Origin of the sequence: Anabaena subtropica FACHB-260 (assembly GCF_014697105.1) — a bacterium.
GTDB classification, from domain to species: Bacteria; Cyanobacteriota; Cyanobacteriia; order Cyanobacteriales; family Nostocaceae; genus Trichormus; species Trichormus subtropicus.
Map to the genome: position 1 here is coordinate 23,183 of NZ_JACJRF010000023.1, position 19,620 is coordinate 42,802.

A 19,620-nucleotide genomic window follows, 5' to 3' on the forward strand; every position below is an offset into this window, starting at 1 on the left:
ACCGTAGGTGATCGCCAACTAGGGCAAATTGGATGGATCAGGGGTGAGGAAAAGAGGAAATTCTGGGATTCATGGCATCTTCTATAATTGATAGAACCTGTACACATAAAACTTAGGCATGAAGCTGTGACAGAACCTGGAAGCTACAAAGATACCGTAAATTTACCGAAGACTAATTTTGATATGCGGGCGAACGCCATCAAGCGGGAACCTGAGATACAGAAGTTTTGGGAAGACAATCAAATTTTTGAGAGTCTGTCGCAAAATAACCCAGGCGAATTATTTATACTGCACGATGGGCCTCCCTACGCTAATGGCTCACTTCATATTGGTCATGCCTTAAATAAAATTCTCAAAGATATTATTAATCGCTACCAACTGCTGCAAGGTCGTAAGGTGCGTTATGTGCCTGGTTGGGACTGTCACGGCTTACCAATTGAGTTGAAAGTTTTGCAAAACATGAAGTCAGCAGAACGGCAAAATTTAACACCTCTGCAATTGCGACAAAAGGCTAAGGAGTTTGCCTTGGCTACTGTTGATGACCAACGCCAAAATTTTAAACGTTACGGTGTTTGGGGTGACTGGGATAACCCATATCTGACGTTGAAGCCGGAATATGAAGCGGCTCAAATCGGTGTGTTTGGGCAGATGGTGTTGAAAGGATACATTTATCGGGGGTTGAAGCCTGTTCACTGGAGTCCGAGTTCTAAGACGGCTTTGGCTGAGGCGGAGTTGGAATATCCAGAAGGTCACACTTCTCGGAGTATCTATGCAGCTTTCCCTGTGACTGGTCTTTCTGAGGCGGTAAAACCTCTTTTGGGTGATTATTTGCCTGATTTGGGTGTGGCTATCTGGACGACTACACCTTGGACAATTCCGGGGAATTTGGCGGTGGCGGTGAATGGGGATCTTAACTACGCTGTAGTAGAAGTGTTACGCCCAGACGCACAGACGCAAAGTAATTTCCAATATCTTATCGTCGCGGCGGATTTGGTGGAACGTTTGGCTGCTACTATCTCGGCACAGTTGACGGTGAAGGCTACTTTTAAGGGTAAGGAGTTAGAACATACTACTTACCGTCATCCGCTATTTGACCGGGAAAGTCCCGTGGTTGTGGGTGGTGATTACATCACAACTGAGTCGGGTACTGGATTGGTACATACTGCACCTGGTCATGGTCAAGAAGACTACATTGTGGGTATGCGTTATGGTTTGCCTATCCTTGCACCAGTGGATGATAATGGCAACTTTACCCAGGAGGCGGGACAGTTTGCTGGGTTGAATGTGTTGGGTGATGGGAATCAGGCGGTAATTGATGCGCTGGCGGCGGCGGGTTCACTGTTGAAGGAGGAAGCTTATGCACACAAGTATCCTTATGATTGGCGGACGAAAAAGCCAACGATTTTCCGGGCGACTGAACAATGGTTTGCTTCAGTGGCAGGTTTTCGGGATGAGGCACTAAAGGCGATCGCTGCTGTAAAATGGATACCAGCCCAAGGTGAAAATCGCATCACGCCGATGGTTGCAGAACGTTCTGATTGGTGTATCTCTCGTCAGCGCTCCTGGGGTGTACCAATTCCGGTATTCTACGATGAGGAAACCGGCGAACCTCTACTAAACGAAGAAACCATCAACTATGTGCAAGCCATCATTGCCGAGAAAGGGTCTGATGCTTGGTGGGAATTATCGGTAGGGGAATTATTACCAGCATCTTACAGAAATAATGGTCGGTCTTACCGTAAGGGTACTGACACTATGGATGTGTGGTTTGATTCTGGTTCTTCTTGGGCATCCGTAGTTAAGCAACGTCCAGAGTTACGCTACCCGGCTGATATTTATCTGGAGGGTTCTGACCAGCATCGCGGCTGGTTCCAGTCGAGTTTGCTGACTAGTGTGGCGGTGAATGACATTGCACCTTACAAAACTGTCTTGACTCACGGCTTTGTTCTCGATGAACAGGGACGGAAGATGAGCAAATCTGTGGGGAATGTGGTTGACCCAAAAATTCTGATTTCTGGGGGTAAAGACCAGAAGAAGGAACCCGCCTATGGTGCTGATGTTTTGCGCTTGTGGGCATCTTCTGTAGATTATACCGGTGATGTGCGGTTGGGTGGCAATATCATCAAGCAACTCAACGATGTCAGGGGTAAGATTCGCAATACGGCGCGGTTCTTGCTTGGTAGTTTGCATGATTTTGACCCAGAAAAAGATGCTGTACCCTTTGAAGAGATGCCGCAGTTAGATAAATATATGCTGCATCGCATCCGTGAGGTGTTTCAGGAAGTGACAGAAGCGTTTGAAAGTTTCCAATTCTTCCGCTTTTTCCAAACGGTGCAGAATTTCTGTGTGGTGGATTTATCTAATTTCTACTTAGATGTGGCTAAGGATAGGCTATATATCAGCGCCACCGATGCTTTCCGTCGCCGCAGTTGTCAGACAGTGATACATATTGCTTTAGAAAATTTAGCACGAGCGATCGCACCGGTTCTCTGTCACACAGCAGAAGATATCTGGCAATATCTCCCCTACAAAACACCATATAAATCAGTGTTTCAAGCCGGTTGGGTGCAGGTGGAGGAGAAATGGCATAACCCAGAACTGGCAGAATTTTGGCAACAACTGCGCCAATTGCGTAACGATGTAAATAAGGTCTTAGAACAAGCCAGGGTAGAAAAAATCATTGGTTCTTCCCTAGAAGCAAAAGCCTTGATTTATGTCAAAGATGCGAACTCCCGTACCGCCATCGCCACGTTAAATCCTGAAGTTGGTAACGGTGTCGATGAACTGCGTTATTTATTCCTGACATCCCAAGTAGAGTTGTTAGATTCTCCTGACAAACTGCAAGATGGGAAATATACATCCCAGTCTGATAGCTGGGGAATTGGGATAGTCAATGCAGAAGGGCAAAAGTGCGATCGCTGTTGGAACTACTCCACCCATGTGGGAGAATCAGCAGAACATCCCCTGTTGTGCGAACGGTGCGTTCCAGCCCTAGCCGGAGAGTTTTAGAAAGTTTGTTCCTAGTTGCGCTTTAGCGCTAAAGCGCAACTATCAGCAGAAAACTTATGAATAATCTCTTGCAAGCAAGAATGGTTTGCTGTTGTCTCACAGCTACCTGAAGCTGAAGAGAGTGACAGCTTATGTCTTCCTTAATCGTAGCATTCAGACTTTAAGCGAATGGTGTTTTTCTAGAAATAATTGTGATTTCTGGTGAGTTTTAAAAACAAGTATTTCTCTGCGTCTCTGTGGTGAATAAATTATTTTTAACCACAAAGACACAAAGATGAAAATTTATAACTTCTGCAACAACTCCTGAGTTAACTGCAAAAATGCCTTAGAACCGGCTGACTGGGGTGCGTTCAACACAACCGGCATAAAACTATCTACAGCTTTAGCAACATTAATATCAACTGGAATTTGTGCCTTACAAATCTGTTCTACACCAAAATCTTCCACAACTCGGTGCATCACTTGTTTGTAATATCTACCAGTAAGTAGATTAGTGTTGCACATACTAAAGACAATTCCCAGCATTTTTATATTTATCTTCGCTTCTTGTTCATGACTATCTTTTAACTGCCCAATACGTCTTTCTAACAGTTGAATTCCCACCACAGATAAGGGTTCAGGTTTAGCAGGTAACAGATAGAAATCACTAGCAGCCAAGGCGCTACGAGTCATTAAATTATAGCCAGGGGCGCAATCTAAAAGAATAAAATCATATTCGTCGCGCACTGGTTTTAAGATGTTATTAATCAAGACTCTTTCAAAGCGATTCCAAACATTTTCAAAGTTTTGTTCACCTAACGCAACTGTTTGTCTATGCAGCATTTCTGAGACGACAAATTCATCATATAAGTCTATATCTCCTGGTAATAAATTTAGGTCGGAGAGATTACAGACGTTATTTTGAATAATATCCTTGATTGTCAGCTTGCCGTTGGGGTCTGGATTAATAACATCATCAATTAGATATCTAAATGTTAGTCTTTGTTTGCGCCGCTTGGCAAAGTCTAAAGGCGACATCAAACTAAGTGTGGCGCTGATTTGTGTATCTAAATCCAGCACCAGCACCCGTTTACCGTAGTTTTTCGCCAAACAGGTAGCTAAGTTCACGGTGAGGGTTGTTTTCCCGACACCGCCTTTCATGTTTGCTGTAGCAATTACATATCCCATTTGTGATTTCCTCTGATGACGCGTTCCCATTTGGTAGCGTACACCCGTTCTGAATAGTTTAATCTTCTGGTAAATTTAATATTTACAGTAAATCGAACCCACATTCCGCACATAAGCAAGATAAATCATCGTCCACATCAGTTCGTAAATATAACCTGTTCCCCAATTTATGGGAAATTAAAATCTATTAATATTCATTTGATACAAATTTTACTACTCATTGGGATCTGCAAATAAAGATTCTAAATCTCGATAACCACTGGCAACATGAGTAACACTAATTCCATCTTCGTTAGGGTAGTAAAAAATAATGTAATCATCCACAACAAACCCGCGCAAATTCGGCAGAAGTCTTCCATAACTTTTACCCATGTTGGGAAAACTAGCGACTAACTTACACTTCTGGCGAATTTCATCAAAAAGCTTACTGGCTGCTTTTGGGTTACTGTGAGCAATATATTCACAAATTTCATTTAAGTCTTGAATTGCTGCATCTGAAAATGAATAATTACTCATTCAGAAGAGTCCTCAGCAATTTGATGAATTTTCTCTTGTAATTTAGCAAATACAAATTCGCCATCAGTTACTTTTCCCTTAGCAATTTGTTCAGTTCCTACAGCAATTTTTTGGCGTAATTCTTCAATTCGCTGTTCTCTTTCTTGTAGCAGCTTAAAGGCTTCATTGATGACTTCATCCGCGCAAGCAAATCTACCACTTGCAAGCTGTGCCTGAATAAATTGCTCTAGCTCTGGTTTAATTTGGATGTACATACTTTCTAATTTGAAATAATTAGTACTACAACTCATCCTAGCAATATTGCCTCGATTGAGGCTTTCAAATTATAGCAGTGTAGGAAGTTTGAATTTATCTCAGGCAGAGGTGCAGAGAGGGGAACTAAGGCTAATTGTCTAAATTGATGGTATCTGAATTGTTTTAGCAAATAAGCTTTGTAGGCGGTGCAATTGGGGGCCAAGTTGGTAGAGTAAATCACCTTTACCCAAAAGGTAAGCGGCGGATGTTTCGGTTCCACCTAGAACAATTTTTGAGTCGGCTTCACTGGCAGTTCGTAAAGCAACTCTTCCTGGTAGATTTGAACGGATAATTGGGGTGACAATACTAGCTTCTGGGCGTTGAGTGGCAATAATTAGATGAATACCCGCAGCCCTTGCCATTGCACCTAAACGTTTAATGCTCTGTTCTAAAGCTTTGCGAATCTCTTTTTCGGCCATAAAATCTGCATATTCATCAAATATACAGACAATGCGGGGTAGAGGTTGATGAGAACGCTGATTGTAGGTAGTTAAATCAGCACAACTAGCTTTTTCAAACTGCTGATAACGGAACTCCATTTCTAAAACTAATTCTTCCATAAGTTCAGTAGCGCGATCGCTTTCTTTGACGACTGGTGAATATAACCACGCCATACGTTCAAACTCTGGAAAGGTAACACGCTTAGGATCAACTAGGGCTATTTTGAGATTTTTCGGGGAATAACGATATAGTAAGCTGAGGAGGAGCGATCGCAAAAACTCACTTTTACCGCTACCAGTTGTCCCACCAACTAAAAAGTGACAAGTATTGGGGTCAGATAAATCAGTTTCTACTAATTTTCCCTCTAAATTTATACCAATGGCAATTTTTACGGGTGCAGTTGCAGGTAAAGGTTGCTGTTGAATATACTCTGTAAAATTAGCAGCCTGTCTATCTGGACGGGGTAAATCAATACTGACATAACCAGCTTGGGGAGTAATTAAGGGTTTATCGGCTAAACTCAACTGCACTTGCAAGTCATTTGATAATCTTAGGAGTGCGCTGACTTTCACGCCCAAATTAGGTTTGAGCTTCACCCTGATAAAACTAGGCCCCACAGCAGCACCTAAGTAGTCAACACCAACACCAAAAGATTGCAAGGTATTAACCAAAGCTTCCCCCGTTTCATCAGCATTAGGTATTTGTTCCTTAACTCTAATCTCAGACTCAATAGATTTCTCCCCCCTTTTTAAGGGGGGTTGGGGGGGATCAGATATTACTTCACCAAAAAAAGTCTGACATTTTTGCTGCTGGGGGCAAATTTCGCACAGATGAAGCTGAGTTGTTCGCGGTGGTGGGTTGGGATTAGGCGATTCCCAATTCAACCATTGCTGCATTTGTAACAACTTGTAGGGAATTAATTGATGTACTGTATTTTCTAACTGTTCCCAAGAATAACGATACTCTTTAAACTCAGGTAATACACAATAAACTGCTGAATCAACGGCTACTTTCTTCTTTTGGTAAAGCATATAACTATAAAGTGAAACCTGAGCCAATTGTCCTGAAGGGTCTACAGGTTGATAGGTTTTAAACTCCACCACACATAGGCGATTTAGTTCAAAATTAAATACTAAACAATCAAATTCACCTCTAACTCTTTGCTTGCTTCCATCAGGTAGAATAAAGTAATTTTCAATGCTGCGTTCTGTAGATAAAAAAGTGTTGCTAATAACTGTGTCTGCATTACAATATTGACGATTAATTAATAGCAGTTCTGTAAAGTGTTTAATTAATCCTTGTAATCCCTGCCAAACTTGTAAAAGTGCTTGTGCTTGGCTGGCATCTTTTTGAATTGCTGCTTGTAAATAGGGAAAAAATTCTATTTGATAAAATATTTGTTGAATTTGTGATGTAATTGTTTCAAGATTTATTTGGGAAGGGTTCGGTTTAAATAGGTTTTTAAATTGTGGTTCAATAACAGCCAATTTAACAAAGTTATCTGCTAGATGATGAAATGGATTACCGATACCAATGGCTGTATTTTTGGGTAAAAATATTGCCTTGTCGCCAAATTGATGATTTAGATAAAATAGTCGAGGACATTCAAAAGCAACTCGGACTTTAGTAACACTTAAAGATGGGTTTTCCATTTCTTTGCTTAACTGATTTAATTCATCGTTTTCTATAAAAATATTACCGACAGCATTGGGATTAGATATTTCAAGTAACCGACGATGTACAGCCGCTAGATAAACTGTATCCATCGCCGCATATTCCAACTGTTTTTGGCTGAGGGGGCGCTTTCCCCAATCACTTGATTGTTCTGCTATATCTACATTGGAAAAATGACAAAGTTCGACTGCTAAAGTCTTTAATTTTAAATTTGAAGTTTGTAACCGTTGGCGAGTAATTTTTCTGGCTATTTGTAAAGTGCAAATGACATTTTTAGCTAATTGTCCACCTAAATATTTAATGTCAAAACTAGCATTGTGAAAGACTTTGATAATGCTAGAGTTAAGCATGATTTGGTTAATAAAATCTGTTGCTAAATCATGTTTATCAAGTACATCAAGAATATAAGCAGATGTGCCTGTTGTGTCTGTATGTTCAGCCAATACCTGAATCAGCGATAATTTTGGTTGAGAGGTATGCCAATGAGCAATTTCTGTGTCTACCCACAGTGTTTTAGCTGTTGCTAATCTGGATATAACATCTATAATTTCTGTTGCTTCTTTCAGGTAGTGCATTGACTAATTTTTCACAACTAATAATAATCACGCAACTAAACAAATCAGCTGATCTTGTAACCCAGCTTCTGGGTTAATTATTTGTATTTCTTTGTCTTGACATAATAGCTGAATTACACTTTTAACGTCAGTTTCTTTCACATCAGGAAACTGCCCGATAGACTGTTTAACTAAAGTAGGTAGTCCCATAAACCCTTGAGTTCTAACTATATTTAACAAAAATTCTTTGACTGGTTGTAAATTTTCTTCACCTTTACCGTTCGATGTTTTTTGCTTATTGACAATTTTTAAATCTTGCAATAAGGTACATGAATGCAAAATCTTTGTATCTCTGATAAGAGATTGTAGTTCCTGCAAATTAACTGCTTTCCCTTTGCTAGTTAATACTAAATCTTGAGATAATGCAGAATTTACCAAACTTTGGTATGTTGCCAGGTAATGAACAGAATTTAAGTTTGGCTTAATATGATGATGACTAGTGTGTGTAAAAATTTGTTGATATATTTGATTACCAGCAAGTCTTGGTGTCCCCACTCCTCCAATCCTAATTAAGTATAGAATTTGACATGATTTTTTTTGAATTACATTTTGGCAAGCACTCATTACGTTGTAAAAATTCCTCATACTCAAGTCTTCTGTCCAGACTATTCCTATACGTTCGAGCTTGCCAGGATTATGATAGCTAAATGAATAACTAGCATACTTTCCACTTAAGAGTTTAGGCTTGATTTCATGTATTTTGAATGTAGTTAAAGCCTCTTGTAACATCCGTATCAAGTCAGATGATGATAACAGGGTAATTTTGGTATATTTCTCCTGAATTTTTCTATATTCTTTCTGCCACAGTAGTTGAAATTCTGCGGCAATTTTCTCTGTATCTTCTTGAGGTTGTAACGGGGAGATGCTGACTGTACCATCAGACTCTCTAATTATTGAGATATTAACTTTTTCGGGATCTAATTTTGTTTTCTTTAGCGGTATAACATCTATAGATATAGGTGGTTTAATAGAAATTTTATATTTTTGATATTCCTGCCGTCCTAAGATTAGAGTATTCCTCGGCATAGTCTTACCACCGGGAAAATGTTGTTCTAATACTTGTCGAGTTAGTGGAAAAATAGGCGAATCAGGCTGAATACTAGCTTCTTGATGTATAGGCTTAAGATTATACGCCCAAATTGCTTCTGCTTGGTCTAAGGTAATATTTTTTAACTTAACTAATCGATGAATTCCGGCTCTGTCAGCTGGTTGAATTCGGTCTATATTTCGTTTCCATGTACTAGTAATAACACTAATAATTACTAGAAAATTTTTGAGATAATCACTATGAATAGTCGTATTTACATTAAAAAAAGGCTGTATATCTAGATAACCATCTGACAAGGGGGGCATACTATCCAAATTATCAAAGCACAAAACTATAGGTTGAGTTTCTGTAGAAATCCTTCCGAAGTTCGCTAGAATATTTTTAGCTGCATCTTCAGTATCAATGCAGATTTTAACTTTTAACATTTGCATTGATTCTTCGCTGAGGTCGTCTCCACGCAACCATTCACAAGCTAAATCATATAATTCTGGGTCAGTAAGATCGTGTAATACTCCAAAGAAAATATCAGGATTATAAATATTGGCTTTTCTGTAAGTCTCCTTGAGATGTTTGATAAATTTCTGACGATCATTTTGTAAAAGCTGCCAAATACTATCATTAAAAATTTGATTTTTAAGATTGCGCTTGGTGAATGCCGATAAACTTTTGAGCCACAACATTAATTGTGAATCTTGCTGCCCTTCAGGAATTTGGACTAAACTGTCAACAGTATGGCGTAAAATATGCCGCCAAATATTACCACTATCCGCCCAATTGCATTGAATATAAGCAAAAAAAGCTTTGGTGTTTAGTGTACGTTTAATTCTTCCTAATAAATAACTTTTTCCAGAGCCAGAATCGCCAAGTAACAATGCTGTGCGACTGCGGTGATCTATAGCTACTAAATCAAGTAGCTCCTCAATTTCATTTAAAGCCTCTTTATGAATTGACTCAACTGTTAGTGCTGTGTTTTGGTTTTCAGCCCAAAAGTTTATTGACTTGAAGTTGATTAGATCAAAAGGGTTAACTTCGCGTTTAATGATTTCATTAATTTCTGTCATGATTTAAATTGAGTGAGAGGAGGAACTAATTTGAGGAAAAATTACTAGAAATATTAATTGTCTACTGTAATAAAAAATAGAGAACCACCAATATTTTGAGGTATACCAGCATCTATTTGTTCAGGGGTATAGGCGCTTACTTCTTGTAAGGAACTTAACTCTATTTGATCACTCTTTTGCAAACGATACAATGCCTGATCTAATTCATCGCGTGATAGAGGGGGTTGTAATTTTTGTCTTAGATGGAAAATTGGTAAATAATTCTCTGTACCTAATTCCCGATCTAATTTCTCAATAATCAGTAAAATTTCTTCATCATCAATTGTTTCAACTGATGACTCAACCTTCACAGGAGGCAATGTATTTATCGTCTCTGACTTAACAGCTAAAGTCTTGCGTAAAAAACGGACGTAATTTCCTAAGAGTTCTTGACTGATGACAGGGTTAGAGCTTTTATTGGGGTTATAATCATCCCGCAAATACTCAATCCCTCTTTCAGTCAGCCAAACCTCACCTTTAGCTTTCTTGAGTTGTTGTTCAGCTTCAATTAACCCGCGTTCACTGAGGGTTTTTAATATCGTGTCTCGTTCACCAGCCTTTAATGAGGTAATTTTGCTGGGTGCGATTTTACCCGAAGCTTTACTGATTTTCTCTAGTACCTTGAGTTCTTTGTCTGTTATGGGTAATTGTCCTACTTCGAGTGTTAGGACAGCTTGACCTGCTGGTAAAATCTTAACAGTGGCAATCTCACGGGAATAGTCTACCAGTTCGCGATCGCTTAAGTCTCGACAAATTTTATCTTTACCTTTAAAACTACTAAAGGCGCTTGCACTTAGTCCTGTTCGATAATTCGGAAATCCCAATAACTTTAAGAGAAACTTTAATTCATTTGTATCCATACTGGTAACTTGTATAGTATCTACACCAGGACTACTTTAACTTAAAGAGCAACAATTTACACACATTTTTATATAGTAGCTCTAATTGTTACCAGTTGCCATAAACTAAAATGTTTTCTGGAAGATAAGTAAACATACTTGTCTTCCAAATAAAAGAGAATGTGCTGTATAGATTAATGTCTATACTTAATATTTTATTGCTGGAAAACTCTATATTTTACTCATCTCTGTTTTTTTCAACTTCGTTAACTTTATTTTCACACTCCTAGCCCAAGACTTAGGAATAGTGTGCATCTGCCAAAATATCAGATTCCATAAATACCCATACTGGGGATAACATTTAAGTAACAATAATTCTGCTAATAAAATTGGTCTAGATTCTTTTAAACTACCATCTCTGACAATATATCTAATTTGTTCTGGCTTTGGTGGTGCATGACCAATTATGATATCTTTTTCATAAAACTTAGCTTGTACGAATAAGCCTAATAATCTATCTAAACTCCATGCAGGTAGCCAAGTTAATGCACCTGTAATCTTCATCGCATTTGATAATTCCTGTAAGGCTGGCTTAACCCGCGCAGTTTGCCAAATTCTGTTATTAAAGTTTTCAAAATGAATGCCATTTTGGTCTGTTCTTTGATGCCAAGGAATAATTATATGGCGAATGTCTATTGATTTATCTAAAGGCGCAATGGGAACTTCTAGCAAACCTTTGTAATTACCTTTTTGATAAGGAAAAGGATTATCTGGTGTTTTTTTACATATTTCTAATTGTTCGATATCTGGATTTGGTTCCCATGCTTGTTTAATTCGTTCTTCATCAGTATAGGGAATATTTTGAATTTTTAGTCTTAAAACCCAACTTTCGGGAAAGAGTTGGAAATATTTTGATGTAAAATCTACAATATCTGGATGAGCAAAATCATCATCATCTAATGCCAAAACATAATCACTTTCGACATTAAGCAATCCTGTAAACCTTTGAATAACTTCGCCTTTATATGGACTTCTTAAATTACGCACTCTGGGGTCATCGATATTTTTAATAGTTGCTTCTGGCGGATAAACTAAAATAAACTGCACATCACCGTTAATTTTTAATAATTGTTCTAACCAATAATCAGAAAAGTTGCCGCGTGTCGCAGTCACAATTGTTAAAAGAGGTTTGTTGTTCATTTATTTATGTTTGTGGGCGTTTATTGATGCAAATAATGTTTACATATAAATAAATTTTTTATGTTAAAAATAATATGTAAATCTAATAGTTTTATTTTGGAATAATAACGTTTTTATAACTATAGTATATGAGTTATAAAACATAATTATTACATTTAGGAGTATAACAATTATATGCGTATTCTCATGCTTTCATCGACGTTCCCTTATCCGCCTAGTCGTGGGGGAACGGAAATTAGAACTTTTAATTTACTCAAATACCTCCAACAAAATCATGATGTGACTTTAGTGACACAGTATAACAAGGGTGTGTCGGATGCTGAAGTGTCAGAACTACGTAATTATGTTAGTGAACTACTGATTTTTCCCTTACCACCAGAACCCCAGTCTAAAAATGTCATTACTAAATTATTAGCGAAAACTAGACGGTTTCTAGAGTCGGTGGGGAAAGCGACACCGCCTAATGTTCTCTATCGCTACTCTCCCGAAATTCAGGCTGTAGTGGATAGTTGCGTTGCGGCGAAGAAATATGATGTGATTACCTGTGAGCATAGTGTAAATGAAATCTATATCCGTCCAGAATTTCGTAACAGTGTGAACACAGTTATAGATGTCCATAGTTCAGTTTACGGTTGGATTCGTGACCATTTAGAAATGGGTGCAGCACAGAATGTATTACGCGATCGCCTTTATCTTTCTCTTGTTTTGAAGCGTTACGAACAGCGATACTGTAGTAAATTCTCTCAGATTGTGGTGACAACACAAGACGATCGCCAGGAATTTCTCAAACTCCGCCCCGATATTGATATTAAAGTAATTCCCAACGGTGTTGATTTAGAATTATTTCCCAATCGTTCCCAAGACCCAGGCGGACATAGTTTAATCTTTGTTGGGGCTATGGATGCTTCTCATAACATCGATGCAGCGCGTTTCTTTGCAGTGGAAGTCTTACCCCAACTACAAAAGCGTTATCCTGACGCTACATTTAGTATCGTTGGCGCTAGACCAACACCAGAAGTTTTAAATCTAAAAAATATTCCAGGGGTAATAGTTACTGGTCGTGTACCTTCAATGGTAGATTATTTCCATCAATCTACCGTGTGTGTAGTGCCGCTACGTACAGGTTTTGGCATTAAAAATAAAACTTTAGAAGCAATGGCCGCAGGTGTGCCAGTAGTAGCCAGCGATCGCGGTTTAGAAGGACTAGCCGTTGATGGTAATGATACACCTTTAGCAGCATTCAGAGCCAATCAACCAGCAGAATATGTTGATGCTATTAGTCAATTGTTCGAGAATCCACAGATGCGATCGCAATTATCCCAAAATGGTAGACAACTTGTAGAAACTGAATTTACCTGGAATATCGCAGGTAAGCGTTATGAACAAGTTTGTCTGGGAAAAAGCGGTGTTTAGCTGATGAGAAAACCCCGATTTTCACAGAGAGATCGGGGTTCTAAATTTGGCTGATGTTTTGTAATCAGTATTTGAGTGCTTAAAGCATCAAAAACTAAGAAGCTGCGGACTGCAATTGTTCAAGTCGCGCTAGAACTTCCGTACTGTGAACAGATGGATTAACTTTGACAAAAGTATCGCGGAGGATGCCTTGAGGATCGATGATAAAGCTATGACGCATAGATACATAACCGATCCAAGAACCATAGGCCTTACTAACTGCGCCAGTAGTATCAGCTAACAACGGAAATTTTAGCCCCTCGGAATCACAAAACTCTGCATGGGAATCTATATCATCCGCACTGACACCGATAATCTGGACGTTTTTATCTAGGTACTTTGGTAAATCTTGCTGAAAACGGCGGGCTTCAATCGTACAACCCGCAGTAAAGTCCTTGGGGTAAAAATAAAGGACTACCCACTTACCACGCAAGTCAGCCAGGGATAACTTACCGTCACCTGTATTGGTTGGTAGGGTAAAATCTGGTGCAGGTTGATTGATAGGGGGGAGTTTACCCCCAAGTGCATCAGCAGTAGGGGCAAAATTTAACCAACTCATGACAGCAAAACAGCTGACAAGCAAGATGTGGAGAAAATGGCGACGGGAAATCATGATGTAAACAAGAATAATAACTTTACACAAGTTTACAATTCTTGGCTACGAAAGATATCACAAAGTCTCCGCATCATTAATTTCTGGCAGTTTATCTACACTTTCAATGTATTGACTATCTATCAGAAAAGCTCCTTTAGTAAAGCGGACACCCCAATATCCACCAGGACGACGGTCAAGTACTATACCTTCTTCTCCTAGATGAATCACATCTGGGGGACGTAACATAGGCATAGGGTCGGCGGTTTTGATGTAGGGCGGTAATGCCACAACACGGACTTTACTACCAACAATAAATTCTTCAGACATAATGATTCGTGAGAAACGAGAATCCCAGTATCTCAAAGATACCGGGATTCTGAAGCCTTGAATATGCTGTTTTGTTGGGAAGTAAGTAAAGGGAAGGGGAGGGAACTTTTCCCCTTTCCTGTCTTCTGCAAGAAGTCTGTTAACTGTGAGTGATGGCCTAAACCCTACCAGAGGTGGCGATCGCCAACAACTCTTATACTTCTGTCAAGGGTAAGTGCCAAAATAATTCTGGTTGCAATTGAGGAAGCGATCGCAGTTTTTCTATTTCCACAATTGGGGGAAATTTTTGTCCCCTTGCTTCAGCCAGGCGATCAACCAAATCTAAAAATTGCTGTAGGCGAGGAGTAGAGCCAGGGGAAGTAGCAAGGGGTTGCATCATTAGCTTTGAGGTGCGGGTTGATTATTGCGTCTTTGCTGCCAACGCTGACGGCGATTAGCCTTCATTTCTTGTAGTTTTGTACGTTGTTCAGGAGTTAAGACTGCTTCAATTTGTTGTTGTGATGTTTGGCGGATTGTCCGCATTCTGGTTTTTTGCTCTTCTGTCAAATTCAACTCAGCAAAATTCTTGCCACCACGTTGACCTCTTTGTCCTGCTTGTGGACGTTGACCTTGTTGACGCTGCGCCTGACGTGCTTGGCGCGCGGCTGCCATTTTAGCTTTTTGTTCAGGAGTAAAAACTGCCTCCATTTGGGCGCGGCTGTTACTCATTATTTGTTGGATTCTGGTCTTTTGTTCGTTGCTGAGTCCCAAAGCTTCCCAAGGGCCTCTCTTAGCAGATTGTGCAACTAAAAACGGAGAAGAAGAGGCTGATTGTGCTTGAACAGCAAAGGGAGTTGCAGTTAGAGTCAGAGCGAAAACGCCAGCTAACAGAGATAATGACTTGAGTTGCATGGATTACCTTGATTTGTTTTCCAGTGGGGATGTCACTATCTTAGGAACTCAGATCAGCTGTTTACATGAGGATAAAGTCATGAATATATCCATGACTTTTGTCATACTTTAATCCTGATTCAAGTGACTGGTGATCTTCTACTAATTAAAGTAAATATTAAGTAAGTCGGCGAGAAAAATTCAATGTCTATGAAGAAATATCAATTGTCTGTATGGTGTATTATGCCGTAGGCTAATGCACCTATAATTCTTGATGGTGCGGCGCTTGGTGACAACACACCCTTGTATATTAGTACCGATTTACTTAGAGAACAAAGCACAATTTAGAATCCAGTATGAAAAAACTTTGAATGAAAATAGAGCAGTCTAGTTTGATTTCTTTTAGCGTAGCCTGTGCTGAAAAGAAAACCGTATATTTACGCTTTAAACATAGATTGATTAATTCCTACTCTCAGTATATCTTAAAAAATAAAATATTAGCCCAGTAAAAGTTTCTATAATTTTTCAATTTCCTCATAAATTTGAATTTTCAATCCTTATTCTTTTCGGGATTAACTATGGCTAAATATATTAAAATTCATAATCATCCTTTTCCTTTTCTACTCTATTTAGAATGGATACTACTAGCAATTTCTATCATCACATCTGTCTTGCCATATCCTTCACCAAGATTTTCTAGTAGATTTCCCGAACTCACAATTCTTAGTATCACTATATTTGGCTTAATGGGTTTGCGTTTACCCACTAGTAACAACATAACTAAAATAATTTATGCCGCTTGTGAAATCATATTGATTTTTATTACTGGGTTATTTGAAGGTAGAGCAGCTCGAATGTTTCCCTTTCTCTACATTATCTTGGTGACTCGTAGTTGTTTAATGTTTCAGTTACCAGGACGTTTATCTGTTACTTTTATCTCGTTTAGTTTATTTTTATTCACTCTCATAAATCGATTACCCCGTACTACATTACCAATACAAGCACAAGAGCGTTTCCGCTTTTTTACTTTAAGCTTAACCTTAGTGTTTGGCTTGAGCTTAATTTTCGTATTACTGTTAATGAATAGTTTATTATCTGAAAGGCGGAGTCGAGAAGAGTTAGCAGTTGCTAATGAAAAACTACGTCAGTATGCTCTACGTATTGAAAATCAAGCGACTCTAGAAGAACGTAATCGTATTGCCAGGGAAATACATGATTCTTTAGGTCATTCTTTAACGGCTTTAAATTTACAATTAGAAACTGCATTAAAACTGGCACAATCTAATCCCAATAAAGCACAAAGTTTTTTAGCTAGAGCCAAAGAACTTGGTTCTAAAGCTTTACAAGATGTACGAAATTCTGTTTCTACTATGCGTTCTCATCCCTTGCAAGACAAAACTTTAGAAGCAGCAGTTGATATTATTGCTGAGGATTTTCAACGCAATACTGGGATTTTATTACATCGCAATCTGCATATTAATTATCACTTATCAATGGAAGTTAATACAGCTATATATCGCATTATTCAAGAATCATTAACAAATATTTCTAAACACGCTATAGCGACAGAAGTTAATTTGGAAATTTCCCTTAATCGAGGTAGCTTATATCTAATAATTCAGGATAATGGAAGAGGTTTTGATATCCAAGAAAATACTACAGGTTTTGGATTACAAAGTATGCGCGATCGCACCTTAGCATTAGGAGGAAAATTCCTCATCAATAGCGCTATTGGTTGCGGTTGTCAAATTACAGTTGATATTCCCTTAGGCAGATTAACATGATTAAAGTGCTATTGGTAGATGATCAAAATCTGATCCGTCAAGGATTAAAAGCATTATTAGAACTAGAAGCAGATTTAACAATTATTGGAGAAGCAGAAAACGGTAAAATCGCCATTGATTTGATTTCTCAATGCCACCCAGATGTAGTGTTGATGGATGTCAGAATGCCGATTATGGATGGAGTTGCAGCCACACGAGAAATTCAAAAAAGTTTTCCTGGTGTTAAAGTTTTAGTCCTGACAACTTTTGATGATGATGAATATGTAAAAGCCGCTTTGCAACATGGAGCAATGGGTTATTTACTCAAAGATACACCCTCAGAAGAATTAGCTGTGGCGATTCGGGCAGTTTATAAGGGGTATACTCAATTAGGGCCAGGAATAGTGAAAAAACTCTTAACGCAGTTTCAGGCTACACCAAACCAAACACCACCTGTTCCTCCTAATTTAGCTGAACTTACCCCCAGAGAAAAAGAAGTTCTGCGATTAATCGCTACAGGTGCTAGTAACCGAGAAATTGCTCAGGAACTCTACATTTCTGAAGGGACGGTGAAGAATCATGTTACTAATATTTTAAATCGGTTGAGTTTGCGCGATCGCACCCAAGCCGCTATTGTTGCCAATACCTATTTGAGTCATTTAAATGAATCTGAATAAGAACTATGGCGTTTCCCTGTATATTGAACCTTTTGTCACCTAAGGTCATCAAATACCTCCGTGGATAAATGAAAATATCACTTAAGTAGTATCAAAATTAAAGGTGCATCTTCTCGCATTAATATCGATGCGTCAATCCTCATGGCTAAAGTTGAAGAATTTGCACCGCAATACCTCTCTGATGCAGACCTGAAACCACGAGGTAGAATCCAGCTAAGTCCAGTCAGTTGGCGAGACCAAGTTTTATACCAACTGCTACCAGATAGATTTAGTGATGGTAATGAATCTCAACGAGAACTTTTTGACCGCACCAACCCCTTAAGGTTCCAAGTTAAAGACAAAGCTAGCTGGATGAGAGCCGGTAAAAAATTTGTAGGTGGAACTCTCAAGGGTATCAGGAGTAAGTTGGATTATTTGCAAGGGTTAGGAGTAACTACACTGTGGATTAACCCCCCTTGGAAACAACGTAAAGATTTAGAAACTTACCACGGCTACGGTATTCAAAACTTCTTGGATATTGACCCCCGCTTTGGTACGCTTCAAGATTTAAGAGATTTAATCGATGCTGCTCACGATCGCCTGATGTATGTCATCCTCGATGTGATTTACAATCATAGCGGCAACAACTGGTTTTACTCTGATGAAAGTGGTAATCCCAGAAATACCTTATCTTATCGTTCCTGGCCTCACTATCCCGTTCATGGTTGGCGCTCTCAAACAGGTGAATCGATTCCAGAAATCACTAACCCTGAAGATGGTGTTTGGCCGCAAGAATTTCAAAACCTTGACTGGTACACTCGTGCAGGTGAGATTGGTAACTGGGATGTCCCACCAGAACAAGACCCACTAAGTCCCCATGCAGAATTTCGCCGGGGTGACTTCTATGATTTAAAAGACTTAAATCTAGAAAATGACCAAGTAATTGCAGCTTTGGCGAAAGTCTATCAATATTGGATAGCTCTTTCTGATTGTGATGGATTTCGCATTGATGCAGTCAAACACGTTTCGCCAGAACATTCCCGCAAATTCTGTAGCGCCATTCGTCAATATGCCCAATCTATAGGTAAAGATAATTTCTTATTAGCTGGGGAAATCACCTCAGAGACGATGGCGGAAGCTTACATAGATATTATTGGTCGCAACCTCAGTTCTGTACTCGATATCGTCAGCGCACCTAATGCTTTGACCTCAATGGCTAAGGGTTTAGCACATCCCAACGTCTTTTTTGACCTGTATAACGAACATCAACTGGCGGGGAAATATCGGCAAATAGGTCTACATCACGTCTCAGTTTTGGATGACCATGACATGATATCCCGTGGCTGGAAACAGAGGTTTGCTGCACATAACAACATCCCGAACCTATATGAACAGGTAGCTCATGTTGTTGGTATACAGTTAACTATGCCAGGAATTCCCTGCATTTACTATGGGACAGAACAAGCTTTTGATGGCAATGAAGGCTATCACGATGACAGTGTAGAACCTGGACACAATGGGAAAGACCGATATATCAGAGAAGCCATGTTTGGCGGTGCGTTTGGTGCATTCCAAACCGCAGACTGTCATTTCTTCAATCACGAACATCCTACCTATTTGCGAATAGCCGCGATCGCTCGCATCCGTAATAGTCACGATAGAATTGGCAAAGCCTTGCGCCGTGGAAATCACTATCCGCGTGAAACTTCATTTTGTGGCTACCCATTCTCCATACCCGGCCCAGGGGAGTTAGTTGCTTGGTCACAGATATTATTTAACACTGAAGTATTGATGGCACTCAATACCCACGGCTTAGAAGACCGTGGTGCAGAAGTGACAGTTGATGCTTCCATCCATCCTCAAGGCTCAACCATGAGCTTTTTATATAAGAGCGATTGGAGTGAGAAAAACTTGCACTACCCACCAGATGAGCAAACTGTAGTAGTGCAGTATCAAGATGATGGCAGAGCAACAGTCAGGATTGATTTACCACCTTCTGGAATGGCGATTTTAGTTTGAGTGGGGAGTGGGGAAGAATTAGGAATTGGGCAGGGG

16 protein-coding genes are annotated in these 19,620 nt (G+C 39.3%); 5 read left to right on the plus strand and 11 right to left on the minus strand.

What is annotated here, in order from left to right; translation table 11 throughout:
- Positions 1 to 126: 126 nt before the first annotated feature.
- A complete protein-coding gene (gene ileS, locus H6G18_RS14290) occupies positions 127 to 3,009 on the plus strand; it encodes an isoleucine--tRNA ligase (RefSeq protein ID WP_190407768.1) in 2,883 nt (960 codons plus the stop codon).
- Between the two features lie 282 nt (positions 3,010 to 3,291).
- Here ileS and H6G18_RS14295 read toward each other — a convergent pair whose 3' ends face one another.
- The 7 genes from H6G18_RS14295 to H6G18_RS14325 all read right to left on the minus strand — a co-directional run bounded on the left by H6G18_RS14295 (position 3,292) and on the right by H6G18_RS14325 (position 11,902).
- A complete protein-coding gene (locus H6G18_RS14295) occupies positions 3,292 to 4,176 on the minus strand; it encodes a ParA family protein (protein ID WP_190407769.1) in 885 nt (294 codons plus the stop codon).
- A gap of 213 nt (positions 4,177 to 4,389) precedes the next feature.
- On the minus strand, positions 4,390 to 4,692 hold the full coding sequence (locus H6G18_RS14300; protein WP_190407770.1) for a type II toxin-antitoxin system RelE/ParE family toxin: 303 nt from the start codon (positions 4,690 to 4,692) through the stop codon (positions 4,390 to 4,392).
- Positions 4,689 to 4,946, minus strand: coding sequence for a type II toxin-antitoxin system ParD family antitoxin (locus tag H6G18_RS14305; protein WP_190407771.1), 258 nt, complete (start codon positions 4,944 to 4,946; stop codon positions 4,689 to 4,691). Before H6G18_RS14305 ends, H6G18_RS14300 begins: the two co-directional genes overlap by 4 nt.
- Positions 4,947 to 5,084: 138 nt before the next feature.
- On the minus strand, positions 5,085 to 7,676 hold the full coding sequence (locus H6G18_RS14310; RefSeq protein ID WP_190407772.1) for a DNA translocase FtsK: 2,592 nt from the start codon (positions 7,674 to 7,676) through the stop codon (positions 5,085 to 5,087).
- 27 nt (positions 7,677 to 7,703) lie between these two features.
- Positions 7,704 to 9,824, minus strand: coding sequence for an ATP-binding protein (locus H6G18_RS14315; protein ID WP_190407773.1), 2,121 nt, complete (start codon positions 9,822 to 9,824; stop codon positions 7,704 to 7,706).
- Positions 9,825 to 9,877: 53 nt separating this feature from the next.
- Positions 9,878 to 10,723: a transcription factor RcaD gene (locus H6G18_RS14320; RefSeq protein WP_190407774.1), complete on the minus strand. Its 846-nt coding sequence runs from the start codon at positions 10,721 to 10,723 to the stop codon at positions 9,878 to 9,880.
- A 210-nt stretch (positions 10,724 to 10,933) separates the two neighbouring features.
- Positions 10,934 to 11,902, minus strand: coding sequence for a glycosyltransferase family 2 protein (locus H6G18_RS14325; protein ID WP_190407775.1), 969 nt, complete (start codon positions 11,900 to 11,902; stop codon positions 10,934 to 10,936).
- Between the two features lie 174 nt (positions 11,903 to 12,076).
- On the opposite strand from H6G18_RS14325, the gene H6G18_RS14330 reads away from it, so the two are divergent.
- A complete protein-coding gene (locus H6G18_RS14330; RefSeq protein WP_190407776.1) occupies positions 12,077 to 13,315 on the plus strand; it encodes a glycosyltransferase family 4 protein in 1,239 nt (412 codons plus the stop codon).
- A gap of 94 nt (positions 13,316 to 13,409) precedes the next feature.
- Here H6G18_RS14330 and H6G18_RS14335 read toward each other — a convergent pair whose 3' ends face one another.
- The 4 genes from H6G18_RS14335 to H6G18_RS14350 form a co-directional block, all read right to left on the minus strand.
- On the minus strand, positions 13,410 to 13,967 hold the full coding sequence (locus tag H6G18_RS14335) for a peroxiredoxin (RefSeq protein ID WP_190407817.1): 558 nt from the start codon (positions 13,965 to 13,967) through the stop codon (positions 13,410 to 13,412).
- Between the two features lie 57 nt (positions 13,968 to 14,024).
- A complete protein-coding gene (sipA, locus tag H6G18_RS14340) occupies positions 14,025 to 14,276 on the minus strand; it encodes a regulatory protein SipA (protein ID WP_190407777.1) in 252 nt (83 codons plus the stop codon).
- Positions 14,277 to 14,469: 193 nt separating this feature from the next.
- Positions 14,470 to 14,655, minus strand: a complete 186-nt coding sequence (locus H6G18_RS14345) for a hypothetical protein (protein WP_190407778.1) — start codon at positions 14,653 to 14,655, stop codon at positions 14,470 to 14,472.
- Positions 14,655 to 15,167, minus strand: a complete 513-nt coding sequence (locus H6G18_RS14350) for a Spy/CpxP family protein refolding chaperone (protein WP_190407779.1) — start codon at positions 15,165 to 15,167, stop codon at positions 14,655 to 14,657. The genes H6G18_RS14345 and H6G18_RS14350 overlap by 1 nt, the downstream gene beginning before the upstream one ends.
- A gap of 557 nt (positions 15,168 to 15,724) precedes the next feature.
- Here H6G18_RS14350 and H6G18_RS14355 point away from each other — a divergent pair.
- The 3 genes from H6G18_RS14355 (at position 15,725) to H6G18_RS14365 (ending at position 19,584) form a co-directional block, all read left to right on the plus strand.
- Positions 15,725 to 16,930, plus strand: coding sequence for a sensor histidine kinase (locus H6G18_RS14355; RefSeq protein ID WP_190407780.1), 1,206 nt, complete (start codon positions 15,725 to 15,727; stop codon positions 16,928 to 16,930).
- A complete protein-coding gene (locus H6G18_RS14360) occupies positions 16,927 to 17,586 on the plus strand; it encodes a response regulator (protein WP_190407781.1) in 660 nt (219 codons plus the stop codon). Before H6G18_RS14355 ends, H6G18_RS14360 begins: the two co-directional genes overlap by 4 nt.
- A gap of 141 nt (positions 17,587 to 17,727) precedes the next feature.
- Entirely contained in the window at positions 17,728 to 19,584 is a 1,857-nt protein-coding gene (locus H6G18_RS14365; RefSeq protein ID WP_190407782.1) for an alpha-amylase family glycosyl hydrolase, read from the plus strand.
- The last annotated feature ends 36 nt before the right edge of the window (positions 19,585 to 19,620 follow it).